General features: G+C 49.8%; 36 protein-coding genes. 34 read left to right on the forward strand and 2 right to left on the reverse strand.

Going from position 1 to position 19,867, the window contains the following annotated elements; genetic code table 11:
- The first annotated feature begins 57 nt into the window (after positions 1 to 57).
- The 11 genes from AC1MKH_RS25010 (at position 58) to AC1MKH_RS25060 (ending at position 5,999) form a co-directional block, all read left to right on the forward strand.
- A complete protein-coding gene (locus AC1MKH_RS25010) occupies positions 58 to 438 on the forward strand; it encodes a hypothetical protein (protein ID WP_488452238.1) in 381 nt (126 codons plus the stop codon).
- A gap of 29 nt (positions 439 to 467) precedes the next feature.
- The gene (locus AC1MKH_RS25015) at positions 468 to 878 is read left to right on the forward strand and encodes a hypothetical protein (RefSeq protein WP_488452239.1); all 411 of its coding nucleotides are present in this window, start codon (positions 468 to 470) and stop codon (positions 876 to 878) included.
- A gap of 97 nt (positions 879 to 975) precedes the next feature.
- Entirely contained in the window at positions 976 to 1,341 is a 366-nt protein-coding gene (locus AC1MKH_RS25020) for a hypothetical protein (protein WP_488452240.1), read from the forward strand.
- Between the two features lie 146 nt (positions 1,342 to 1,487).
- The gene (locus tag AC1MKH_RS25025; RefSeq protein ID WP_488452241.1) at positions 1,488 to 1,931 is read left to right on the forward strand and encodes a JAB domain-containing protein; all 444 of its coding nucleotides are present in this window, start codon (positions 1,488 to 1,490) and stop codon (positions 1,929 to 1,931) included.
- A gap of 47 nt (positions 1,932 to 1,978) precedes the next feature.
- Positions 1,979 to 2,251: a hypothetical protein gene (locus AC1MKH_RS25030; RefSeq protein ID WP_488452242.1), complete on the forward strand. Its 273-nt coding sequence runs from the start codon at positions 1,979 to 1,981 to the stop codon at positions 2,249 to 2,251.
- A gap of 47 nt (positions 2,252 to 2,298) precedes the next feature.
- Positions 2,299 to 2,748, forward strand: a complete 450-nt coding sequence (locus AC1MKH_RS25035; RefSeq protein ID WP_488452243.1) for a hypothetical protein — start codon at positions 2,299 to 2,301, stop codon at positions 2,746 to 2,748.
- A gap of 92 nt (positions 2,749 to 2,840) precedes the next feature.
- Complete coding sequence (locus tag AC1MKH_RS25040) at positions 2,841 to 3,533, forward strand: N-6 DNA methylase (RefSeq protein ID WP_488452244.1); 693 nt, start codon at positions 2,841 to 2,843, stop codon at positions 3,531 to 3,533.
- A 215-nt stretch (positions 3,534 to 3,748) separates the two neighbouring features.
- Positions 3,749 to 4,156 (forward strand): hypothetical protein, encoded by a 408-nt coding sequence (locus tag AC1MKH_RS25045; RefSeq protein WP_488452245.1) that lies wholly within the window; start codon positions 3,749 to 3,751, stop codon positions 4,154 to 4,156.
- Positions 4,157 to 4,252: 96 nt separating this feature from the next.
- Complete coding sequence (locus AC1MKH_RS25050; protein ID WP_488452246.1) at positions 4,253 to 4,690, forward strand: hypothetical protein; 438 nt, start codon at positions 4,253 to 4,255, stop codon at positions 4,688 to 4,690.
- Positions 4,691 to 4,871: 181 nt separating this feature from the next.
- Positions 4,872 to 5,369 (forward strand): DUF1419 domain-containing protein, encoded by a 498-nt coding sequence (locus tag AC1MKH_RS25055; protein WP_488452247.1) that lies wholly within the window; start codon positions 4,872 to 4,874, stop codon positions 5,367 to 5,369.
- Between the two features lie 75 nt (positions 5,370 to 5,444).
- Complete coding sequence (locus AC1MKH_RS25060; protein ID WP_488452248.1) at positions 5,445 to 5,999, forward strand: hypothetical protein; 555 nt, start codon at positions 5,445 to 5,447, stop codon at positions 5,997 to 5,999.
- Between the two features lie 75 nt (positions 6,000 to 6,074).
- Here AC1MKH_RS25060 and AC1MKH_RS25065 read toward each other — a convergent pair whose 3' ends face one another.
- A complete protein-coding gene (locus AC1MKH_RS25065) occupies positions 6,075 to 6,335 on the reverse strand; it encodes a hypothetical protein (protein ID WP_488452249.1) in 261 nt (86 codons plus the stop codon).
- 57 nt (positions 6,336 to 6,392) lie between these two features.
- Between AC1MKH_RS25065 and AC1MKH_RS25070 the strand changes: the two genes are divergently transcribed.
- The 20 genes from AC1MKH_RS25070 (at position 6,393) to AC1MKH_RS25165 (ending at position 17,754) form a co-directional block, all read left to right on the forward strand.
- On the forward strand, positions 6,393 to 6,755 hold the full coding sequence (locus tag AC1MKH_RS25070; RefSeq protein WP_488452250.1) for a hypothetical protein: 363 nt from the start codon (positions 6,393 to 6,395) through the stop codon (positions 6,753 to 6,755).
- Between the two features lie 98 nt (positions 6,756 to 6,853).
- Positions 6,854 to 7,339 (forward strand): DUF1419 domain-containing protein, encoded by a 486-nt coding sequence (locus AC1MKH_RS25075; protein WP_488452251.1) that lies wholly within the window; start codon positions 6,854 to 6,856, stop codon positions 7,337 to 7,339.
- Positions 7,340 to 7,409: 70 nt separating this feature from the next.
- Positions 7,410 to 7,679, forward strand: coding sequence for a hypothetical protein (locus AC1MKH_RS25080; RefSeq protein WP_488452252.1), 270 nt, complete (start codon positions 7,410 to 7,412; stop codon positions 7,677 to 7,679).
- A 40-nt stretch (positions 7,680 to 7,719) separates the two neighbouring features.
- Entirely contained in the window at positions 7,720 to 8,091 is a 372-nt protein-coding gene (locus AC1MKH_RS25085) for a hypothetical protein (RefSeq protein WP_488452253.1), read from the forward strand.
- Complete coding sequence (locus AC1MKH_RS25090; protein WP_488452254.1) at positions 8,084 to 8,602, forward strand: hypothetical protein; 519 nt, start codon at positions 8,084 to 8,086, stop codon at positions 8,600 to 8,602. Before AC1MKH_RS25085 ends, AC1MKH_RS25090 begins: the two co-directional genes overlap by 8 nt.
- Before the next feature lie 148 nt (positions 8,603 to 8,750).
- On the forward strand, positions 8,751 to 9,032 hold the full coding sequence (locus tag AC1MKH_RS25095) for a hypothetical protein (RefSeq protein ID WP_488452255.1): 282 nt from the start codon (positions 8,751 to 8,753) through the stop codon (positions 9,030 to 9,032).
- 105 nt (positions 9,033 to 9,137) lie between these two features.
- Entirely contained in the window at positions 9,138 to 9,398 is a 261-nt protein-coding gene (locus AC1MKH_RS25100) for a hypothetical protein (RefSeq protein ID WP_488452256.1), read from the forward strand.
- On the forward strand, positions 9,392 to 9,619 hold the full coding sequence (locus AC1MKH_RS25105) for a hypothetical protein (RefSeq protein WP_488452257.1): 228 nt from the start codon (positions 9,392 to 9,394) through the stop codon (positions 9,617 to 9,619). The genes AC1MKH_RS25100 and AC1MKH_RS25105 overlap by 7 nt, the downstream gene beginning before the upstream one ends.
- Before the next feature lie 460 nt (positions 9,620 to 10,079).
- Positions 10,080 to 10,424: a type II toxin-antitoxin system PrlF family antitoxin gene (locus tag AC1MKH_RS25110; protein ID WP_488452258.1), complete on the forward strand. Its 345-nt coding sequence runs from the start codon at positions 10,080 to 10,082 to the stop codon at positions 10,422 to 10,424.
- Positions 10,425 to 10,446: 22 nt separating this feature from the next.
- Positions 10,447 to 10,941 (forward strand): type II toxin-antitoxin system YhaV family toxin, encoded by a 495-nt coding sequence (locus AC1MKH_RS25115; protein ID WP_488452259.1) that lies wholly within the window; start codon positions 10,447 to 10,449, stop codon positions 10,939 to 10,941.
- Between the two features lie 49 nt (positions 10,942 to 10,990).
- Positions 10,991 to 11,353 carry a hypothetical protein gene (locus tag AC1MKH_RS25120; RefSeq protein ID WP_488452250.1) on the forward strand — a complete coding sequence of 121 codons (363 nt, stop codon included), beginning with the start codon at positions 10,991 to 10,993 and terminating at the stop codon, positions 11,351 to 11,353.
- A 97-nt stretch (positions 11,354 to 11,450) separates the two neighbouring features.
- Positions 11,451 to 12,299, forward strand: a complete 849-nt coding sequence (locus tag AC1MKH_RS25125; RefSeq protein ID WP_488452260.1) for a DUF4942 domain-containing protein — start codon at positions 11,451 to 11,453, stop codon at positions 12,297 to 12,299.
- Between the two features lie 162 nt (positions 12,300 to 12,461).
- A complete protein-coding gene (locus AC1MKH_RS25130) occupies positions 12,462 to 13,220 on the forward strand; it encodes a hypothetical protein (protein ID WP_488452261.1) in 759 nt (252 codons plus the stop codon).
- Positions 13,221 to 13,235: 15 nt separating this feature from the next.
- Positions 13,236 to 13,382, forward strand: a complete 147-nt coding sequence (locus AC1MKH_RS25135) for a hypothetical protein (protein ID WP_488452262.1) — start codon at positions 13,236 to 13,238, stop codon at positions 13,380 to 13,382.
- Positions 13,383 to 13,624: 242 nt separating this feature from the next.
- Positions 13,625 to 14,110, forward strand: coding sequence for a hypothetical protein (locus AC1MKH_RS25140; RefSeq protein WP_488452263.1), 486 nt, complete (start codon positions 13,625 to 13,627; stop codon positions 14,108 to 14,110).
- 98 nt (positions 14,111 to 14,208) lie between these two features.
- Entirely contained in the window at positions 14,209 to 15,075 is an 867-nt protein-coding gene (locus tag AC1MKH_RS25145; protein ID WP_488452264.1) for an LPD29 domain-containing protein, read from the forward strand.
- Positions 15,076 to 15,740: 665 nt separating this feature from the next.
- Positions 15,741 to 16,085 carry a type II toxin-antitoxin system PrlF family antitoxin gene (locus AC1MKH_RS25150; RefSeq protein WP_488452258.1) on the forward strand — a complete coding sequence of 115 codons (345 nt, stop codon included), beginning with the start codon at positions 15,741 to 15,743 and terminating at the stop codon, positions 16,083 to 16,085.
- 22 nt (positions 16,086 to 16,107) lie between these two features.
- Entirely contained in the window at positions 16,108 to 16,602 is a 495-nt protein-coding gene (locus tag AC1MKH_RS25155; RefSeq protein WP_488452259.1) for a type II toxin-antitoxin system YhaV family toxin, read from the forward strand.
- 520 nt (positions 16,603 to 17,122) lie between these two features.
- Positions 17,123 to 17,509: a hypothetical protein gene (locus AC1MKH_RS25160; protein ID WP_488452265.1), complete on the forward strand. Its 387-nt coding sequence runs from the start codon at positions 17,123 to 17,125 to the stop codon at positions 17,507 to 17,509.
- Positions 17,510 to 17,553: 44 nt separating this feature from the next.
- On the forward strand, positions 17,554 to 17,754 hold the full coding sequence (locus AC1MKH_RS25165) for a hypothetical protein (protein WP_488452266.1): 201 nt from the start codon (positions 17,554 to 17,556) through the stop codon (positions 17,752 to 17,754).
- Positions 17,755 to 17,783: 29 nt separating this feature from the next.
- Here AC1MKH_RS25165 and AC1MKH_RS25170 read toward each other — a convergent pair whose 3' ends face one another.
- The gene (locus AC1MKH_RS25170) at positions 17,784 to 18,032 is read right to left on the reverse strand and encodes a hypothetical protein (protein ID WP_488452267.1); all 249 of its coding nucleotides are present in this window, start codon (positions 18,030 to 18,032) and stop codon (positions 17,784 to 17,786) included.
- Between the two features lie 274 nt (positions 18,033 to 18,306).
- Between AC1MKH_RS25170 and AC1MKH_RS25175 the strand changes: the two genes are divergently transcribed.
- The 3 genes from AC1MKH_RS25175 (at position 18,307) to AC1MKH_RS25185 (ending at position 19,867) form a co-directional block, all read left to right on the forward strand.
- Entirely contained in the window at positions 18,307 to 18,672 is a 366-nt protein-coding gene (locus tag AC1MKH_RS25175) for a hypothetical protein (protein ID WP_488452268.1), read from the forward strand.
- Positions 18,673 to 18,682: 10 nt separating this feature from the next.
- Entirely contained in the window at positions 18,683 to 18,958 is a 276-nt protein-coding gene (locus AC1MKH_RS25180; protein ID WP_488452269.1) for a hypothetical protein, read from the forward strand.
- Between the two features lie 555 nt (positions 18,959 to 19,513).
- Positions 19,514 to 19,867 carry a hypothetical protein gene (locus tag AC1MKH_RS25185; protein ID WP_488452270.1) on the forward strand — a complete coding sequence of 118 codons (354 nt, stop codon included), beginning with the start codon at positions 19,514 to 19,516 and terminating at the stop codon, positions 19,865 to 19,867.

A 19,867-nucleotide genomic window follows, 5' to 3' on the forward strand; every position in this document is an offset into this window, starting at 1 on the left:
ACATTTTCATGATGATTGCCGATAACATAGAAAATTACAATCCAGACGAGGCCGGATATGAAGGACATTGTTAAAGAAAATATACATTACTTAATGATTCCAGTAATGGTCGCACTCATAGCTCTGATGTACTTTATATACCATACAGGCATAAATGATTATAACTGGCATGCTTATACCTTCGGAACTAGCCTAAAAGTAACGGCTGTCGTTGTTGCAGTGCTTTATGTAATTATGGTTTCAAAATATGAGTTCTTGGCGACTGTAATTATTATGGTACAAATCGTTGGCACTGTATTGATTGTTGCGATGCTTATACTTAACGGAATATTTCATGAGGATTCATTTAATTTATCTCAGCAAATATTCGAAAAGTTAAGTGCAATAATTATTGTGATTCAGGCCGGTGTAGCTGCTTTGTTGTCCATTAAGAAATAGCAGTGTTATTAAATTAATATTTCAACTACATGCTGTATAGGGAGCGTTTTCCGGCGCTGCCGGAAAAACCGGCTGTCGTGCTTCGCATCGAGCCGCTGCGCGTCTCGCCCCGTTCGGGCTTCCATCCCTCGCCCGGAGTCAACGGCATCGTTTCAGGTGGCCTGACGGCCCCCGCGCTTTCACCGTTCGCCGCTGGCGAACTTCAGGGCAGTATTGCGGCCATCAGCGCCGGTGAATGTCTGGCAGCATGTGTGAAGGTCAACGGCGGTCTTACATGGGGGATGGCTCCCTGCGGGAACCCTCCCCCATCCGGCAGGGTATTACCGGGAGAGCCGTCAAGGATAAAAATCGGAACCCTGAAGGGAACCCCCGATTTTTTCCTGGACGGTTCGGCAGTGGCGCGGGAACGTGGCAAAAATAAATTCACAATATGTAAATAAAACTGGATGAATTCGGGCAATTTAGCTATAATTAGTATCAGAAACAGGGCGTTACAGCCCACACGGACACCCGCCGTAATCCGGGAGAGAATACCTGATGACCACTCAATCCTATGTTTGCACCGATCCTGAAATTATCGCGATTCGCGACCAATTTTCCGCTCTTATCCAACAGCATGATTTGCCGGTTTTTGATTTCAATGTGAAAGCGGAGATCCCCGCCCGTAGCATTCTACTCAAAGCTTGCGAGCGCCTGGACATTATCCTCAGTGCGTTTATCGACGGTTCGGATAAAGCAGCCAGCAATGCCTTTTGCGCATTGGTTAGCTCATACGCCAATAAAATTGATTACTCACTGGCTTACTATCATCGCATGTTACCGCCCCGCTCCCTGGCGTATCGGCCCCTGCAATATCGCATAGCCTGGTATGCCGAACTGTCTAAAAATACGGCAGTAACCTGATGTTTTCATAGCCCTTTAAAGGGCTATTTTTATTTACATTATGTGAATTTTACTTTGTCATGATACAAATTTGTATTATAATGACGGTACACAAAAGGCATTAAGCCGAACGGACACCCGCCGTAATCCGGGAGAGGTAAACAGCAATGAATCATGAAGACTCAATAATTAATCTGGCGATGACCATCCTTGAGTCCCGTCTTAAGCAAACGTCATATTCATTCACCAGTCCCGATGCCGTTACTCAATATTTGCGCCTGCACCTTCAAAACAAGGAAAGAGAATTTTTTGGGGCGCTGTATCTGGATAATCAGAACCAGTTAATTTCATTTGAAATCATTCATTCAGGCTCGATCAACTCCGTTCAAATCAGCCCCCGCGAAGTCGCCAGGTTAGCGTTAATGCTGAATGCTCAGGCGGTAATTTTTGCGCATAACCACCCATCCGGCTCCCCAGATCCAAGCCGCGCAGATATCAACATCACGGCACGGCTTAAGGCCGCACTGGAGTTATTTGAAATCAGAACACTGGATCATTTTATCGTCGCGGGGAATGACGTCATTTCGATGGCAGAACGCGGTCAAATTTAACACCAACCCGGCCACCTGACGGTGGCCGGGTTACTGGAGGCATCATTATGTCACAGCCCAAAGAACGCTATAGCAATAAACCGGAAGTCCAGATACGCGCAGAAACTCTGCGCAATGTCGCGAACTGGACACCGCCGACAGTCGATGAAATTACGGAGGTGTTAAACCGGGCAAGCATCAAATGGGGCCAGTTAGCCGTCATGACGGGAAATGCCGAATCCGTAGTGGCTTGCTGGAAAGAGGGTAAAACACCAATCACTTATCTGGCATGGCGCTTTATCTGCGAAAGCGCGGGTTACGGGCGTATTGACCGGGCTTAGCTACTCATAATTGCGATCAGGACACCCGCCAACGGGAAGGAACAATAATGTATTACTTCTATATTCCAGGCTCATATTCCGTCTTAGAACCAGTACAGATGGACGGCAATCAAAATCGGGGTATGAACTCAGGGGAAACGCTGGAACAACTTCAGGCCCAAAATGCTCAGGTGGTTATGTTACATATGGATGACTGTATTACGGCGATCCGCGATGCGGCCCGTATGTCCGTTGAAGTGATCAGTAAAAGCACATTTGACCTGTTCCACGGTTCAAAAATTATGGATGAATGCCATTCAAATCGGGGATGTTCGTTTAAATGCCGCGAGTTTAACGCAGCGGATATCGTTACCTGCTTTGCATCATTAGTCATGAACGATCAGCCAATTTACGCGACGTTCAGAGACGTAGATTCATTAACCCACGATGAAATCATTTCCCGCGCCAGTGATTACGTTGAAACAACGATGCCGGAAAACCGGAACCTTCATTTTTGACTGGCTTGCCCCGGTTGATTTTGCGCATGCGCAAAAAGGATGGTGGTCGGAATCCTACCACCCTTCTACTAAAGCAAGAATAAGGAGGCATTGTGCTATCAGCGGAAACACAATTTATGCAGGCCGTAAGGCAACTTACAACACACCGATCACCCCGTGATGTTCTCACGGTGTTATGCAGAATTGCTGCTGACCGTATCGATCCTGCTGTGGCCGGGAGTCCTGAGTGTAACGAGAATTCGTTAAAACTGACTGGTGACTACTCGCCCAAAGAAAAGGGGATGCTGGAGACGTTGATTCGGCTGTTACCGCAGGTACTACAGGAAAACCCCCGTGATTTTTTGGGTGAATGCGTAATGAACCTGGAACTGGGAAATACAGCGATGGGCCAGTATTTCACGCCCGGATCACTCGCCTGCCTGAAGTTTGAATTGATGAAGTATGACTTTGCCAGCGAAATCCAGAAGCACGGCTTCACCATCGTTCAGGAACCGGCTGTTGGTTCGGGAGGGCTAATTATCAAAATCGCAAATGGTTTGGCTGATGCAGGCTTTAACCCCTCAGCAAAACTGTTCGTATCCTGTACCGATAATGACGCCTTTGCCGCTGACATGGCATTCATCCAGCTATCGATTCTGGGGATTGCCGCCGAGGTGAGTACGGGCGACACGCTGCGCATGGAATTCAGGAGGACGCGCTATACGCTCGCTTACATGCTTAACAACTTTAATGACCGTCTAAAGGTAAGACGGTTGTTCGAAGCGCTGGCCGAAAATGGCCGCTGAAATTTCAATAAAAAAGCCATAACGTAAAGGAGCAATTATGAAACCGTTCGGGCTGTTCTTCAGTCGGGAAGGCTGTACCTGTTCATTATGCCGAAGTCGCGGGTACAGAAAATCTAACGCCTATGACTCGGTAATTCGCACCAGTAAACACAAAGCCAGACAGCAAGCGAAGAAACTGATCCAACGAGAACTGAAAGAGATTCTCTGAAAGACGAATGCTCAGGCGGTGTTTTCCGGCGTTACCGGAAAACCCGGCTGTCGTGCTTCGCATCGAGCCGCTGCGCGTCTCGCCCCGTTCGGGCGTCCATCCGTCACCCAGAGTCAAAGGCATCGCTTCAGGTGGCCTGACGGCCCCCGCGCTTTCACCGTTCGCCGTGGGCGAACTTCAGGGCTGGATTGCGGCCATCAGTACCGGTGATTGTCTGGCGGCGTGTGTGAAGGTCAACGGCGGTCTTACATGGGGGATGGCTCCCTGCGGGAACCCTCCCCCATCCGGCAGGGTATTACCGGGAGAGCCGTCAAGGATAAAAATCGGAACCCTGAAGGGAACCCCCGATTTTTTCCTGGACGGTTCGGCAGCGGCGCGGGAACGTGGCAAAAATAAATTCACAATATGTAAATAAAACTGGATGAATCCGGGCAATTTAGCTATAATTAGTATCAGAAACAGGGCGTTATGCCCACACGGACACCCGCCGTCATCCGGGAGGATATAAAATATGAACACCATCATGCTTAACAGCCGCGCCGAACTCACCCAGGCAACTATCAACCTTTTCGGCTCATTTGCCCCATACATCCCGGAAATTATTCAGGACTATACGGCAAAGTATGTATTCAACTACCGTCACAAAGGTTTTGCTATCCGTGAGATCGAAAACGGTCAGGGTTACTTCTTTCCGCTGCACATTGAAAGAATCTCGATGATCACCCCTATCGACCGCTACCTGCATGACGTTTCGCCAGATGTACTCGGCCTACTCTTAACGCTCGATTGTTATAGCATGTGTATTCATAGTGATTTACAAGACCTGCCGGAGACATCGAAGGTTTATGCTCTGGAGCAAATTGAAGTGATGAAGCAAAAGCGAAACATCCTTTTTGAGTACGCAAAAAAAACGCTGTCGCCAGAAGACTTTGTGATGATGTTGAAATAAACCTAAAAGCCGGTTTTAAACGGGCTTTTTTTATAGCGGTATACATTGGGATATAACAAATTAAATTCACAATATGTAAATATTAGCTGGTAAAATACGGCTGTTTTAACTATAATTATTATCAGAAACAAGGCATTAAGCCAAAACGGACACCCGCCGTAATCCGGGAAGGTATATCAAAATGACGACTTCAAACACTACCGCAACTGTTACCCGCACTGAACTCTATTTCTATATTCCAGGCAAATGCAATCCACAGGATGTGGCGATCATTCCGGCTGGCTGCACGTATGACGATACCACCCCAGCCGCTGATATTTATCGCGGTGCTTACTCCGGTAAATCACTGGAGGAATACAAGGCAGAACATCCATCAATCCTGCTGCTGACATGGGAAGAAGTTGAAGCGCAGGCGAACGATGCGGCTAGACAGCCGGTGAGTGAAATCACGACAGAAATTTTTGACGAAATGCTCGAAGTGCTCCCGCCGATGAACTGCTGTTTCGAAGGAGTAACGTCGTCATTCATGCTGATGGAAATGTATAGCGGCAACGTGACGGATATTTTTGCGCGGGTTCGCGTAGCGCCGAATGAATTTCGCTATTTCCGTCTCCGCGACCTTTGCACCCTGACGCACAGTGAAATCATCGAGCGCTGCATGGCGTTTATGCGAAAGTAAAATACAGGGGGCTTTCAGCCCCCAGAGATAAAATTCATTTAACGGACACCCGCCGAATACGGGAAGGAACAATTTATGACAATTCTCAATGCAGTAGCTAAAAAAGCCGAAAACCATCTGCAAAAAAAAATCCGCTTTAAAGATAGTGTCGTCACCTACAGGGAGTTTATTGAAGCCCTCATCAAAGATGGATACCTGCCAGAGTGTTATGCGGTCGGTGCTGTTGCGTTACCTAGCGCGAGACAGACAAATCGCTGGACGAACGAACAGAGCCGGGAAAACGCCATTAAACGCGCAAAAGCGGGTACAAAAATGGAATACGTCATGAAAAAAGATAGTTCTTTTTATGATGTATCGAAAACCTGCTTTGACCTGGCCGTTACGCTCATGACGGAAACCCGATCAACACCAAAAACAAAAACATTCGTAATGTTCAATTTGCCCGGCCAGAACATCAACGGGATTGCCTCAACACAATCCAAGCCCTGCATGACGGTCTATTCTGAACGTGCAGCCAGATCTGAAGAAACAATAAATACTTGTATCAGGATGGATTTTCCCGGTGCGCGTGTAGTCTGGTATGGATTAGCGGGGAGTGAAGAAGAAGCCTACAGGCTGGCCGGGGTTTAAGCTCTGGTTGATGCCTCCATACTAACCCCGATTAATCGGGGTTTTTTTTTAATCCCGGCTGATGAAGACCGGGCTTCACCCGGTCTGCTGTATGGCATGCCCCTGACGGGTATGGCCTGCGCTTTGCGTGATTTTGCGCATGCGCAAAATCATCCTTCGGACGGACGGCCTCATGCGAACACCAACACCCCGCGCCGGTTGCCTGCGGCAACCGCCCTTAGCTCTCCAGGTCTGCCACGCTGCCGCTTCGCTTTCATAGTGGCATGGCTGTTGTTCATCGTCGTCATTATTATCATCATCTTCCTGCTGTTGTTTGTTCTCCTTGTCGTTACGCATAACGGCATTTATTTCATGTAGGGGTGTTTTCCGGCGCTGCCGGAAAACCCGGCTGTCGTGCTTCGCATCGAGCCGCTGCGCGTCTCGCCCCGTTCGGGCGTCCATCCGTCACCCAGAGTCAAAGGCATCGCTTCAGGTGGCCTGACGGCCCCCGCGCTTTCACCGTTCGCCGTGGGCGAACTTCAGGGCTGGATTGCGGCCATCAGTACCGGTGATTGTCTGGCGGCGTGTGTGAAGGTCAACGGCGGTCTTACATGGGGGATGGCTCCCTGCGGGAACCCTCCCCCATCCGGCAGGGTATTACCGGGAGAGCCGTCAAGGATAAAAATCGGAACCCTGAAGGGAACCCCCGATTTTTTCCTGGACGGTTCGGCAGCGGCGCGGGAACGTGGCAAAAATAAATTCACAATATGTAAATAAAACTGGATGAATCCGGGCAATTTAGCTATAATTAGTATCAGAAACAGGGCGTTATGCCCAGACGGACACCCGCCGTCATCCGGGATGGAATTAAAATTATGAATACCTCGATCCAGCACCTGCCTCGCATGACCAATATGTATTTTTACATTCCCGGTCGTCTTATGCCGCAGGAAATTGTCTGCATCAAACCTGAAAGCACCACACCACCAACCAGCGATCACTATTTTGGCTTGTACAGCAAAACGACATTGACCGAGTATCAGAATGAATTTCCGAACATCAAAATCCTGACCTGGGAGGAAGTGGCGCTTGAAGTGCATCAGGCGGCGGTAAAGCCGGTCACTGAAATCTCTTTGAATCGTTATACGGAAATGCTCGAAGTTCTGCCGCCCCTGCGCTGGGTTTCGTCAAATGAGAATACAACGTTTATGCTCAGCGAACGCTTCACGGACAATATCACGGACATGTTTGCCCAGATTCACACTGGAGAAGGGAAGTTTCGTTATTTTACGCTGCGTGATGTGGATACGCTGACACATAGGCAGATCGTTGAGAAAGTGATGGTGTTTATTAACCGCTAATGCTGGATGGGGCATTGCGCCCCATTTTCCCACGGACACCCGCCGTTAACCGGGATGGAGTGCTCTTAATATGAATATTTCCCCTCAGTCTGTTTCCAGACCTGATCCAGCGGCAACCCCGCTAACCAATGAGCAAATCGACGATCTCTATTACTACGTTTGCCAGCACGGAAAGATGATTGATAACGATAACCGTTTTTTTCTGGCAGTCGCTAAGACCGAGGAAGAAACGGCGATTTTCATCGATGCGCCTGATTATTTTAGCGTGTTCATTAATGAGGAACGCTGGCCTGTAGCTGCGGCGGCTCCTATGGACAATCTTTTTCATCTGCTGGGTTAACGGCAAATCAGCAATGCTCACAATCGAACAGGGTTATCCAATGAAAGGCAAAGCAAAAAAAGGCGGTCAGGCCGGGGTTAACGGGCAGCAATATAAAGGCGGTCAGTTCTTACCCGCCAGCAAGCACACGGTAAAAGGCCAGTACCGCGCAGGTAAAGCCAGTGTGAAATCGCATTCAGCCCTCACTGAACCGGGAAAAATTGATGTGATTCCACCAGGAACAAAAGCCATTTTCGGCACAATCAGGGCATTCGTGCAGATTGAAAACGGAACGATGGCGATCACCGCCAGTGACCATTCGCTCAGCGCTTACGGCTACACCCGCGACTCGATGCAGGCACTTGTTGACCAGTACAACACCGGAGAGCGGTTAATCGCCCTCCCTGACCATAACGAGGCTGATAATGTTTAATAAATTTTACCCCCTGGTATTTCCCGAATCTGTTCTTGAACAGGCACAGCAACGGCTGACTGTTGCCGATAAGCAAGTGGTTGATGAAACAATTACCCCGTTTATTTATGCAATGCAGGCCGTAGGTTATACCGCGTCATTGCACCCGTCAGGTTGCCTGTTGCTGTCTGAATGCCAGAACTGCAAAAGCTCATACGCAACGCGTTATGAACTGAAGCGCCACTTCTATTTTGCCTGCCCTCATTGCCAGACCATCACCGCAGGCTTTTTTATGGCCGCGATCTGGAACCAGCGCGAGGAAAACAGGCTGACCACCACAAAGGGAGAGGAATTCTGGCACTCCGAGGGGCGCACGGTCTATGATCGAAAATACAGACAATCCTATGACGTGGATGACCGGGGAAACCTGGCGCAGGATGACATTCCAGACTATGTACTGGGGCGAATTGATATGGCGCAACTGGAGGACGCAGAACGTCGCCGGTTAGCCTGGATTGAAAGCACCGACTGATTGACAGGCAGACAAAACGCTAGAATTAATATTTACATATTGTGAATATATTCTGGCGTTTTTTTATGTCTTCGCTTATAATTATTATCAGAAACAGGGCGTTATGCCCACACGGACACCCGCCGTAATCCGGGATGGAGTAGCAGTCATGGTCGAAGCCCGTAACAGTGTAGCAGTATCCGTTTTTTCCAAAAATGGCGTCAAAGCCCTTCATTTTTCCGGCATCCCTAAACTGTCCGGTCACAAAGGAACGCTCAATTTTCCCTACGACGAAAACGACAGCCTGTTTGTGCAGGTCGAAAAAATCATGCAGGCAAACAATATGTGCCACAACGTCTCCCGTGTAGAGCCGATGCGCCAGAACGAAACGGAAAGCGTCTATTCCGTCACCTATAACCGCCCCGTGCTGAAAAGCGCCGTCAGGAAGTAAATTTCCGCAGCCGGGCTGATGCCCGGCACTACGCAGTACAAAGCATCATAACCGGGTATGACACCCACACGGACACCCGCCGATATACGGGATGGAGCAACATTAATGGTAGGCACACCTGAAGAAGTTCTGGCATACCTGCAACAGGTTTACCCTGACACCGTGATCTCAGTTATCGTCTGGACGCGTAGTGAAGTGCGCGACATTGCAGAACGCCACGGCTACACCTTAACGGATGAGGAAGCGGATTCTGTTTTATACGACCTCGCGCACAATGAAAGTCATGAGTATGGAGAAAATGAACAATCCGCTTATGGCTACATTTGCGCTCTGAAAAACGTCGAACCGGAAAACTACACATGCTGACCTATGTTACAGATATTCAGGAAGGTGAAGCCGATATCCTGACCCCGCTGAAGCGCTTTCCTCTTATTATTCGCGCACTCGATGGCACGAAGTTGCATATGCAGGACGCGCCAGAGCAGGGATGGACTCATGAGGCGCTCACCGCAGTACAGCCGAAGGGCGTGAATGACGGCGCTGATGCGTACCTGAATACACACTGGATAGGCTCAACCGAAGTTTGATGACAACCCCGCGCTGCGGGGTTTTTCTTTGCTCAGGGCGATGAAGACCGGGCTTCACCCGGTCTGCTGTATGGCATGCCCCTGACGGGTACGGCCTGCGCTTTGCGTGATTTTGCGCATGCGCAAAATCATCCTTCGGACAGACGGCCTCATGCAACCCCGCCTCGCATTAACCCTCTGCGTCATACCTGATGTACTGCATGAATTGCTTTATGCAATATCTCGCAGGGATACAAAAGCACAGGAAGTAATGCACTTGCATTGTGCAATGCACTTGCATTATAATAGCCATGCTCATCCGAGCAACCGCAACTAATGCGACTTAACTTGTAGGACTCAGCGGTTTTGCCAACCGATAGCTCTGTAGTACGGGAGTCTGAGTAAAAGTAATGAACTATTCCTGGCGGGTTAGGCTCCGCCCCTTGTGATGAAGGAGAAGGGAATGACGAGGGTTCAATCAATGGCTACTCAATATTTAAATAGTGCGGACGTGTCACTGCGTGCGGAGTCTCGACTCACCGAACGCAGCCAGACAACGATCCCGGCAGCAATACGCGATGCCTTGCACCTCAAGCCTGGGGAGTACATTAAGTACACCTTACTGGCTGGCGGTAAAGTCATTATGTCCCGACAGGAAGAAGAACAGGATGACCCGGTTGTATCGCAGTTTCTGACTTTTCTCGAAAGTGACATGAAGAAAAATCCGAAGAACATTCACCCCGTACCGGTGATGTTTTGGGAAAGCATCAAAGCATTAGCTGCTGGAGTTGAGGTCGATTTAGACGCGCCGCTTACCGATGATTAACAACTAACACGGGCGGTGACACATGGAATACGTAGAATTAAACGGGTGGAAAATTTTCTTTCATTCATGCTTTCTGAAGCAGATTGCAGAATTGACTGAGAAAGTAGTGGCATTAAAAGCGTCAAAGCCAAATGAATACAAGGGTAAAAAAGAAACCAAGCTCCTGAAAGCGATTGAGCGGATGATCGAGGAACGGATAGCAACCGACCCATTCAATCCGCAATACCGTCAGGGGGATACGTTAGGCGATGAATATAAACACTGGTTCCGCGCCAAGTTTCTTTCTCAGTTCCGCTTGTTCTATCGTTGCAGTGATGAGCACAAAACTATCATTATCGGTTGGGTTAACGATTTCGATACGCTTCGCGCTTACGGTTCTAAAACGGACGCCTACAAGGTGTTTTCGGGGATGCTAAAGGCAGGAAATCCACCCGAAGACTGGGATGCACTTCTTGCTCAGGCCATGAAAGCCACTTCCACTACCTCTATTCCAGGTTTTCTCGATAATCAAATCTAGCCTTTTGTGCCAGGGGTGTTTTCCGGTGTAGCCGGAAAACCCGGCTGTCGTGCTTCGCATCGAGCCGCTGCGCGTCTCGCCCCGTTCGGGCGTCCATCCGTCACCCAGAGTCAAAGGCATCGCTTCAGGTGGCCTGACGGCCCCCGCGCTTTCACCGTTCGCCGTGGGCGAACTTCAGGGCTGGATTGCGGCCATCAGTACCGGTGATTGTCTGGCGGCGTGTGTGAAGGTCAACGGCGGTCTTACATGGGGGATGGCTCCCTGCGGGAACCCTCCCCCATCCGGCAGGGTATTACCGGGAGAGCCGTCAAGGATAAAAATCGGAACCCTGAAGGGAACCCCCGATTTTTTCCTGGACGGTTCGGCAGCGGCGCGGGAACGTGGCAAAAATAAATTCACAATATGTAAATAAAACTGGATGAATCCGGGCAATTTAGCTATAATTAGTATCAGAAACAGGGCGTTATGCCCAGACGGACACCCGCCGTAATCCGGGATGGAGTGACATTATGACTACCGCCATTAATCCAGAAGTGATCTGTGAATTTGCCTCATCCAGTGAAGTTGTTCCTTCCATTTCAATCGAAAATATCCTTGCTCGTGCTGCGTATGCAATGACCACCTTTGCGGATGGTCTGGCAAAGATTCGCGAAGCGCAGAAATTAATGAAAGAAGTAACAGACGAGAAAATGTATGGTTTTCACGAAATTGTGCGTAACGGCCTGGGGGCTTCAAGCGATGAACCCGCAATTAAGCGCATGAAGCGTAACCTTGATTCGGGGATCTGGACACGCCTGATGAATGAAACCGGCATGAAAACCCTGATGAGCCATCAGCAGATCAGCGACTGGGAAAAGCAGCTTGATACGCCAAGCATGCCAGAAGCAACACTTGATAACATTCATGCTTCATTCCGTGCATTGCACCAGGACAAAGGGCAGATTTTTGAGCAAGGCGTGACGGATGTATTCAAAAAATTATCCTGGGATTATAAAACTAATTGCCCGTGCAAAATCGGCAAAAAAATCATTGTGAACTATATGGTCGGTTCCGCATACAGCAAAAACTGTTACTACGTGACGGATGAGGGCCGGAATAAGCTTAATGACCTGGAAAAAATGATGAGTATTCTCGATGGCCGTAATGTTCCCGATCACCGAATCGCAGCAGGCGCACAGTTTTATGATTTTACCCGTGAAAATATGTGGAATGGCGAAAATTACGAACATGAATACTTCACGGTTAAATATTTCAAAGCCCGAACCGGCCATATCATTTTCAAGCGTATGGATCTGGTTGATAAGCTGAATGACATTATCAGCCGTCAATATGGTACGGTGCTGCCGTCCCGCGTATAACCCCGGATGCCGCCTGTATCAGGCGGCGCTTTCCTGCATAATTATTATTTACATATTGTGAATTTTAGATGGATAAAATTACTCAATAAACTATAATAATACTATTAAACAAGGCATTGCGCCTAAACGGACACCCGCCGTCATTCGGGATGGAAAGCGCTCATGAACCTGATTTCCCGCCTTACTGATGCTCTTAACACGAAAATTGCTGAACTGATTGAAATCCGTAAAAAGCAGCAGGCGCGGATTCTGAAAGCTTTTTCAGACCTGAATAATGGAATTGAGCCTAATGAAGATCGTAACGGTCGCCTCCATGCCCCCTGCGATGGTTACGAACACTTTGAAACCGGTGAACTGTATGGGAAAGGCCAGTTTATCGTAATGCCTGAATATGATGACTGGTATTCACCGGCAAGCTATCCGGCCAAAAATTTTGACCCGAATACCCGCTTTAAAGGTAAAACGGCAGACTACCAGGAAACCATCAAACTGATGGAGTCCTTCAGTTTGCGTGTAAAAACCGGACGCCGCTGGCTAGAGAGTAACGAGGAATTTTGCTATTTCACCGTCACGGGGCATAAGCCACTAATCGACGCTATAACCAGTACAGTCGAGGCAATGCAGGCTGAACAGCGCGAGCACGAAAAGCACTTTAAAGGTGCAGCACCAACCGGAAAAGTCACCGTGAAAGCCACGATCAAAGGGGTGAAGATGGTCGAGTCCGGTTTTGGTCATAGCATTCGCCTTGTTCCTAAGATGATTATCACCCTCGATAATGGGGCCACTGCATACGGAACGATGCCAAAAGCCCTGGCCGACCAGGACGCGAAAGCCGGTCATTCGTTTGTGCTGAAAGCCACCTTTGAGCAGGATAAAAACGACAGCACACACGCGTATTTTACCCGCCCAGCCGTATGCTAAGTGAAGGGGGAAAACATGATTAAACGTGCATTTAACCGGGCTGCAATGAGTGTTTCATTTGCGCGGGAAGCTGCGGAACACTACGGCGAACCCTACCCATTCACCCAGGAATCAAAAGACTGGCTTCAGGGTTTTTATGAAGCTCTGTTTTGTTCACGATAATTAATGGCCTGCTATGCGGGCCTTTTTACTGCCCGGCTGATGAAGACCGGGCTTCACCCGGTCTGCTGTATGGCATGCCCCTGACGGGTACGGCCTGCGCTTTGCGTGATTTTGCGCATGCGCAAAATCATCCTTCGGAAGGACGGCCTCATGCGAACGGCAACACTACATGCCGGTTGCCTGCGGCAACCGGAGTTTTACCCTCCTGTGAGTCAGTCTGCCGCTTTGCTTAGGCCGTGGCAGTGCCGCTCATTATCGGCCTTGCCATCATCTTCCTGCTGCCGTTCATCTTCCTTATCGTTACGCGTAACGGTTTTTATTTATCTCAGGGGTGTTTTCCAGCGTTGCCGGAAAACCCGGCTGTCGTGCTTCGCATCGAGCCGCTGCGCGTCTCGCCCCGTTCGGGCGTCCATCCGTCACCCAGAGTCAAAGGCATCGCTTCAGGTGGCCTGACGGCCCCCGCGCTTTCACCGTTCGCCGTGGGCGAACTTCAGGGCTGGATTGCGGCCATCAGTACCGGTGATTGTCTGGCGGCGTGTGTGAAGGTCAACGGCGGTCTTACATGGGGGATGGCTCCCTGCGGGAACCCTCCCCCATCCGGCAGGGTATTACCGGGAGAGCCGTCAAGGATAAAAATCGGAACCCTGAAGGGAACCCCCGATTTTTTCCTGGACGGTTCGGCAGCGGCGCGGGAACGTGGCAAAAATAAATTCACAATATGTAAATAAAACTGGATGAATCCGGGCAACTTAGCTATAATTAGTATCAGAAACAGGGCGTTACAGCCCACACGGACACCCGCCGTAATCCGGGAGAGGTTCACAAAATGAGTACAATGCACAAAGGCGCTCTGGTTGTTGGTCAGATTCTGGAAACCGGTCGATATGGCCGTGCAGTCATCACCCGTGTTCATGATCGTAGTAATAAAGATACTGTAATTGAACTGGTCGGGGATGGCGCAATCGTCAGGGCCGGAAATGCCGCCTTTGACCTGGTGTACTTCTCCGGCGCACGTCCGAAGTTCGTTCCTGAATGTATTATCCGGGGCGGTATGCCGTGGATCGTTCATACCGAGGTAGTGTCTGAAACCATGCTGGAAAACCTTAAAAAGGCCGCCGATGACAAGGAACGACAGGACGCTGAAGATAAAGCCCGTTCAGATGCCGCCTTTGCGATTGAAAAAAGTCGCCTCGAGGAAGCGCCGGAATATAAGCACCTCAAAAAGCGCGAAGATAACAAAGGCAAATGCGAAGCGGCCACGGTCAGCAGCAACATCCGCGCCGAATTAAAAAAGGCATTCCCCGGCGTTAAGTTCTCCGTCAAAAAACTCAGTTATGACTGTGTGCAAATTTCCTGGACAGATGGCCCGACCAAAACAGAAGTAGAAGCAGTTTCTGATAAGTATGAAGACGGGCATTTTAACGGGATGGAGGATATTTATGAATACAATACCAGCCCGTTTAATGTTGTGTTTGGTGGTGTTAAGTATGTCACGACCCGCCGTGAATACAGCGACGTATTAGTAGATAAGGGCATTGTGGAAGCCCGTAAACAGTTTGGTGTCGAATTAGTCCCCGAAACCTGCAACGCAGAAATGTACAACAGCGGCGCATTATCCCGGCAGTCACGCGAATTTTTTATGTACGGTTTAGAAACTGAAGTAAGAAAAATTATCGCAGAGATTAAGGCGTAAGCCTTGAAAGGGGCCGGGCTGCGCTAACAGCCCGGAAAGCAACACAATTAACGGGTAAGAAAATTATGTCACAACATCATATTAGCCAATTGGCCGAGAGAATGGCAAGCGGTAAAAGCGTCACAGTTCCAGCAATGAACGGGTACGATTTTTCACAATTGCTATGGTGGCTAAACCATCTACAGGGCAGATCCCTTTAAACTAAAAGGGCCGCATGGCCCTTTTTTTTTCGTTAGGGCAGGGCGATGAAGACCGGGCTTCACCCGGTCTGCTGTATGGCATGCCCCTGACGGGTACGGCCTGCGCTTTGCGTGATTTTGCGCATGCGCAAAATCATCCTTCGGACAGACGGCCTCATGCAACCCCGCCTCGCATTAACCCTCTGCGTCATACCTGATGTACTGCATGAATTGCTTTATGCAATATCTCGCAGGGATACAAAAGCACAGGAAGTAATGCACTTGCATTGTGCAATGCACTTGCATTATAATAGCCATGCTCATCCGAGCAACCGCAACTAATGCGACTTAACTTGTAGGACTCAGCGGTTTTGCCAACCGATAGCTCTGTAGTACGGGAGTCTGAGTAAAAGTAATGAACTATTCCTGGCGGGTTAGGCTCCGCCCCTTGTGATGAAGGAGAAGGGAATGACGAGGGTTCAATCAATGGCTACTCAATATTTAAATAGTGCGGACGTGTCACTGCGTGCGGAGTCTCGACTCACCGAACGCAGCCAGACAACGATCCCGGCAGCAATACGCGATGCCTTGCACCTCAAGCCTGGGGAGTACATTAAGTACACCTTACTGGCTGGCGGTAAAGTCATTATGTCCCGACAGGAAGAAGAACAGGATGACCCGGTTGTATCGCAGTTTCTGACTTTTCTCGAAAGTGACATGAAGAAAAATCCGAAGAACATTCACCCCGTACCGGTGATGTTTTGGGAAAGCATCAAAGCATTAGCTGCTGGAGTTGAGGTCGATTTAGACGCGCCGCTTACCGATGATTAACAACTAACACGGGCGGTGACACATGGAATACGTAGAATTAAACGGGTGGAAAATTTTCTTTCATTCATGCTTTCTGAAGCAGATTGCAGAATTGACTGAGAAAGTAGTGGCATTAAAAGCGTCAAAGCCAAATGAATACAAGGGTAAAAAAGAAACCAAGCTCCTGAAAGCGATTGAGCGGATGATCGAGGAACGGATAGCAACCGACCCATTCAATCCGCAATACCGTCAGGGGGATACGTTAGGCGATGAATATAAACACTGGTTCCGCGCCAAGTTTCTTTCTCAGTTCCGCTTGTTCTATCGTTGCAGTGATGAGCACAAAACTATCATTATCGGTTGGGTTAACGATTTCGATACGCTTCGCGCTTACGGTTCTAAAACGGACGCCTACAAGGTGTTTTCGGGGATGCTAAAGGCAGGAAATCCACCCGAAGACTGGGATGCACTTCTTGCTCAGGCCATGAAAGCCACTTCCACTACCTCTATTCCAGGTTTTCTCGATAATCAAATCTAGCCTTTTGTGCCAGGGGTGTTTTCCGGTGTAGCCGGAAAACCCGGCTGTCGTGCTTCGCATCGAGCCGCTGCGCGTCTCGCCCCGTTCGGGCGTCCATCCGTCACCCAGAGTCAAAGGCATCGCTTCAGGTGGCCTGACGGCCCCCGCGCTTTCACCGATTGCCGTGGGCAATCTCCGGGGAGGTATGTTGTTTGTGCTCATTACCCTTTGCAGTGAGGATTCTTTGTGACGTTCCTCGCCTGGCTTACACGATGGCATAACGAGACTAAAAGCAAGTACCGCCTTGCTTCAGGGCTGCACCCGTTCCCTTCGCAAGCTCAGGGCTGCGGCTTTGCCCTGATACTTGCTTTGAGTCTTATCCGTTATGCCAGGTATGCCATACGGCGACGAACTCAAAGAATCATCACAATCACACCAAAAGGAGGATTTTGCACAAACACAAAAATTCAAATTCCGGCTCAGAATCTAAAGAATCATCATTTAAACGGACACCCGCCGTAATCCGGGAGGATTAATATAAATGGCTATGCTCTCACAGTTTGATTTTATCGATGAGGTTGTTAATAAGCACAATGCAGTCCCGTTTTTAGGTTATGAAATTGTGTTCGGTCTGGACGGTGAGTCATTATTAATCGTCGGTAAATATGCCGCGACCCCAGTATTTTTTACGTCAAAATCAAAAGTGCTGCTTAATGCCGCATACAAATCTTTTTCTCAGTGGCTGCATGAATACAGTGATGAGGTAGAGAAAGGTCTGGCAGAAGATGCTCAGGCAGAAGCCGCTTCAGAGCGAGCAATTGCACGTATGTATGACGATATAGGCTGGGTTGCACAAGCTGCACAGGATGAATGGGAATATAAAAAAGCTCGTTTGGATCGCCAGTCAGGATTTTACGGGGATATTTAAATAATCCGCCCGGATAACTCCGGGCTTTACAAAGAGGGTTCTCAGTGAAAGTTGAGACAAAAGAAATTATTGACCGTTACCCTAATCTCAAAAATGGTTATTACGTTTGTGTTGATGGTAAATGCCCCTACGGTGATCAGATTGCAATTCGATGGGGAGGGGGTGTTTGGTGGCGTGATTTTGAATTTTCCGATGGCTTTAATGAAGCGCTGGAAAAAAATCTAAAAGAGCTATCTTTAGATTAAATTGAAAGCAGGCAATATGCCTGCTTTTTTTATGCTACTGACTTGTTCTGTCCTAGCGTGTCAGTTGTGCCTGACTGGGAGGTTAATTCTGCCAGATGTTTATCCATTTGCTTAATAGCATCTTTCAGCGCCTTAACTAAGTCGTCACTGATATCTACCCTTTGATTGTAGCTCTCCAGTAATTCCTTTTTTTCCTTGTATTCATTCAGGATCGGAGCCGGAACCTGAAACTGAAATTTCTTTTTGTTGAGTGAGTCTTTGGGTTGTATGACTGCCATTATCGCGCCTCTTATGTGATATTAATTTGTATCATAGGCGTTATGTGAACCCCTCGCAAGATTTCCCACGTTACACCGCCAGAACAATCATCCCCGTTCACCTTTGACAGACCATTAACGTGTCATCTTTCATCGACACGAGTTGCCCGGCAGGTTGCCGCAGGCAGGGGGCGCACTGCTGCGCAGATACGCCCGGCGCTCAGGGTGCAGATCGTCGCCGCGCCAGCGGCATGATGCTGAGCCGTTGCCGTTGCCCGGATGTAGCCCCGGCAGGTTGCCACAGGCAGAGGGCGCACTGCTGCGCAGATACGCCCGGCGTTCAGGGTGCAGACCGTCTCCGCGCCAGCGGCATGAAGCTGAGCCGTTGCCGTCGCCCGGCGCAGCGCTGGCGCGTTGCCCGGATGCTGACCCGGCAGGTTGCCGCAGGCAGGGGGCGCACTGCTGCGCAGATACGCCCGGCGTTCAGGGTGCAGACCGTCGCCGCGCCAGCGGCATGAAGCTGAGCCGTTGCCGTCGCCCGGCGCAGCGCTGGCGCGTTGCCCGGATGCTGACCCGGCAGGTTGCCGCAGGCAGGGGGCGCACTGCTGCGCAGATACGCCCGGCGTTCAGGGTGCAGACCGTCGCCGCGCCAGCGGCATGAAGCTGAGCCGTTGCCGTCGCCCGGCGCAGCGCTGGCGCGTTGCCCGGATGCTGACCCGGCAGGTTGCCGCAGGCAGGGGGCGCACTGCTGCGCAGATACGCCCGGCGTTCAGGGTGCAGACCGTCGCCGCGCCAGCGGCATGAAGCTGAGCCGTTGCCGTCGCCCGGCGCAGCGCTGGCGCGTTGCCCGGATGCTGACCCGGCAGGTTGCCGCAGGCAGGGGGCGCACTGCTGCGCAGATACGCCCGGCGTTCAGGGTGCAGACCGTCGCCGCGCCAGCGGCATGAAGCTGAGCCGTTGCCGCCGCCCGGCGCAGCGCTGTCGCGTTGCCCGGATGCTGACCCGGCAGGTTGCCGAAGGCAGGGGGCGCACTGCTGCGCAGATACGCCCGGCGTTCAGGGGTGCTCAGCGGCCATCGATGAGGTGGTTGCTCATTCCAGGTCATAGCGCTCGACCCTGAAGGTGATCAACAGTGTAGGAAGGTGGTCGAAATCAAAGAGCGGAGATCAAAAGCGACAAGGTATAGGGGTTTGGTGGCTGAGCAGGTACAAAAAATCGCGTCACACCCCACGCATTATACAATGCTAAGCCCAAAGCCTTGCTGCGCCTGGCTTTAGGGGGGCATGACCCCCAATGTGCAAATGTCATGCACATTGCAAACCTAAAGGCCGGAAAACCAGTAATGACAGGCCATAGGCATGTCATGCCCCCCCCTGCATTATTCGAGATGTCGCCTGCTTTACTATGTTGTTGATGCTCAAAAGGATTGATTTGCGCAGGGAGGCATGAGATTTGCTATGATACAAATTCATATCATGAAATGTGCAAGGGGAAGATTTTCCATGTCAAAAACCAAAAATCGGCTGAATGTCCAGTTTCGAATGCCACTGAATTATGAGGAACTACTGAAAACGGAAGCCGCGAAATTACAAATCAGCCCAAACGAAATGGCGAAGAAGATGGTCATGTATCAGCTTCTTTCTGAAGAAGATGGCGTGTTCCGCAACGTTGCGAAACTCAAACACATTCTACTCCCCACTTACATGATTATGTTTAAAAGCATCTTCGATATCATGGCCTCGAATCCCTCCATGACATTTGAAAGCGCAACCGCCTTAGCTAACGAACATATCTTTCAAAAGGCTAACGAAAGAGTTGAAAAAATTCTGGAAAGCCAATTCGGAATTGAGGATTAA

It is taken from the genome of Pseudocitrobacter sp. CD920760 (genome assembly GCF_057782505.1).

Bases quoted from the DNA above. Each gene is read 5' to 3' on its own strand.
- AC1MKH_RS25155 (WP_488452259.1), top strand. From the start codon at position 16,108: ATGGAATACGTAGAATTAAACGGGTGGAAAATTTTCTTTCATTCATGC.
- AC1MKH_RS25015 (WP_488452239.1), top strand. From the start codon at position 468: ATGCTGTATAGGGAGCGTTTTCCGGCGCTGCCGGAAAAACCGGCTGTC.
- AC1MKH_RS25110 (WP_488452258.1), top strand. From the start codon at position 10,080: ATGGCTACTCAATATTTAAATAGTGCGGACGTGTCACTGCGTGCGGAG.
- AC1MKH_RS25020 (WP_488452240.1), top strand. From the start codon at position 976: ATGACCACTCAATCCTATGTTTGCACCGATCCTGAAATTATCGCGATT.
- AC1MKH_RS25105 (WP_488452257.1), top strand. From the start codon at position 9,392: ATGCTGACCTATGTTACAGATATTCAGGAAGGTGAAGCCGATATCCTG.
- AC1MKH_RS25045 (WP_488452245.1), top strand. From the start codon at position 3,749: ATGCTCAGGCGGTGTTTTCCGGCGTTACCGGAAAACCCGGCTGTCGTG.
- AC1MKH_RS25030 (WP_488452242.1), top strand. From the start codon at position 1,979: ATGTCACAGCCCAAAGAACGCTATAGCAATAAACCGGAAGTCCAGATA.
- AC1MKH_RS25090 (WP_488452254.1), top strand. From the start codon at position 8,084: ATGTTTAATAAATTTTACCCCCTGGTATTTCCCGAATCTGTTCTTGAA.
- AC1MKH_RS25025 (WP_488452241.1), top strand. From the start codon at position 1,488: ATGAATCATGAAGACTCAATAATTAATCTGGCGATGACCATCCTTGAG.
- AC1MKH_RS25060 (WP_488452248.1), top strand. From the start codon at position 5,445: ATGACAATTCTCAATGCAGTAGCTAAAAAAGCCGAAAACCATCTGCAA.
- AC1MKH_RS25135 (WP_488452262.1), top strand. From the start codon at position 13,236: ATGATTAAACGTGCATTTAACCGGGCTGCAATGAGTGTTTCATTTGCG.
- AC1MKH_RS25115 (WP_488452259.1), top strand. From the start codon at position 10,447: ATGGAATACGTAGAATTAAACGGGTGGAAAATTTTCTTTCATTCATGC.
- AC1MKH_RS25095 (WP_488452255.1), top strand. From the start codon at position 8,751: ATGGTCGAAGCCCGTAACAGTGTAGCAGTATCCGTTTTTTCCAAAAAT.
- AC1MKH_RS25125 (WP_488452260.1), top strand. From the start codon at position 11,451: ATGACTACCGCCATTAATCCAGAAGTGATCTGTGAATTTGCCTCATCC.
- AC1MKH_RS25065 (WP_488452249.1), bottom strand. From the start codon at position 6,335: ATGCGTAACGACAAGGAGAACAAACAACAGCAGGAAGATGATGATAAT.
- AC1MKH_RS25085 (WP_488452253.1), top strand. From the start codon at position 7,720: ATGAAAGGCAAAGCAAAAAAAGGCGGTCAGGCCGGGGTTAACGGGCAG.
- AC1MKH_RS25170 (WP_488452267.1), bottom strand. From the start codon at position 18,032: ATGGCAGTCATACAACCCAAAGACTCACTCAACAAAAAGAAATTTCAG.
- AC1MKH_RS25100 (WP_488452256.1), top strand. From the start codon at position 9,138: ATGGTAGGCACACCTGAAGAAGTTCTGGCATACCTGCAACAGGTTTAC.
- AC1MKH_RS25080 (WP_488452252.1), top strand. From the start codon at position 7,410: ATGAATATTTCCCCTCAGTCTGTTTCCAGACCTGATCCAGCGGCAACC.
- AC1MKH_RS25075 (WP_488452251.1), top strand. From the start codon at position 6,854: ATGAATACCTCGATCCAGCACCTGCCTCGCATGACCAATATGTATTTT.
- AC1MKH_RS25035 (WP_488452243.1), top strand. From the start codon at position 2,299: ATGTATTACTTCTATATTCCAGGCTCATATTCCGTCTTAGAACCAGTA.
- AC1MKH_RS25130 (WP_488452261.1), top strand. From the start codon at position 12,462: ATGAACCTGATTTCCCGCCTTACTGATGCTCTTAACACGAAAATTGCT.
- AC1MKH_RS25150 (WP_488452258.1), top strand. From the start codon at position 15,741: ATGGCTACTCAATATTTAAATAGTGCGGACGTGTCACTGCGTGCGGAG.
- AC1MKH_RS25010 (WP_488452238.1), top strand. From the start codon at position 58: ATGAAGGACATTGTTAAAGAAAATATACATTACTTAATGATTCCAGTA.
- AC1MKH_RS25145 (WP_488452264.1), top strand. From the start codon at position 14,209: ATGAGTACAATGCACAAAGGCGCTCTGGTTGTTGGTCAGATTCTGGAA.
- AC1MKH_RS25185 (WP_488452270.1), top strand. From the start codon at position 19,514: ATGTCAAAAACCAAAAATCGGCTGAATGTCCAGTTTCGAATGCCACTG.
- AC1MKH_RS25055 (WP_488452247.1), top strand. From the start codon at position 4,872: ATGACGACTTCAAACACTACCGCAACTGTTACCCGCACTGAACTCTAT.
- AC1MKH_RS25160 (WP_488452265.1), top strand. From the start codon at position 17,123: ATGGCTATGCTCTCACAGTTTGATTTTATCGATGAGGTTGTTAATAAG.
- AC1MKH_RS25050 (WP_488452246.1), top strand. From the start codon at position 4,253: ATGAACACCATCATGCTTAACAGCCGCGCCGAACTCACCCAGGCAACT.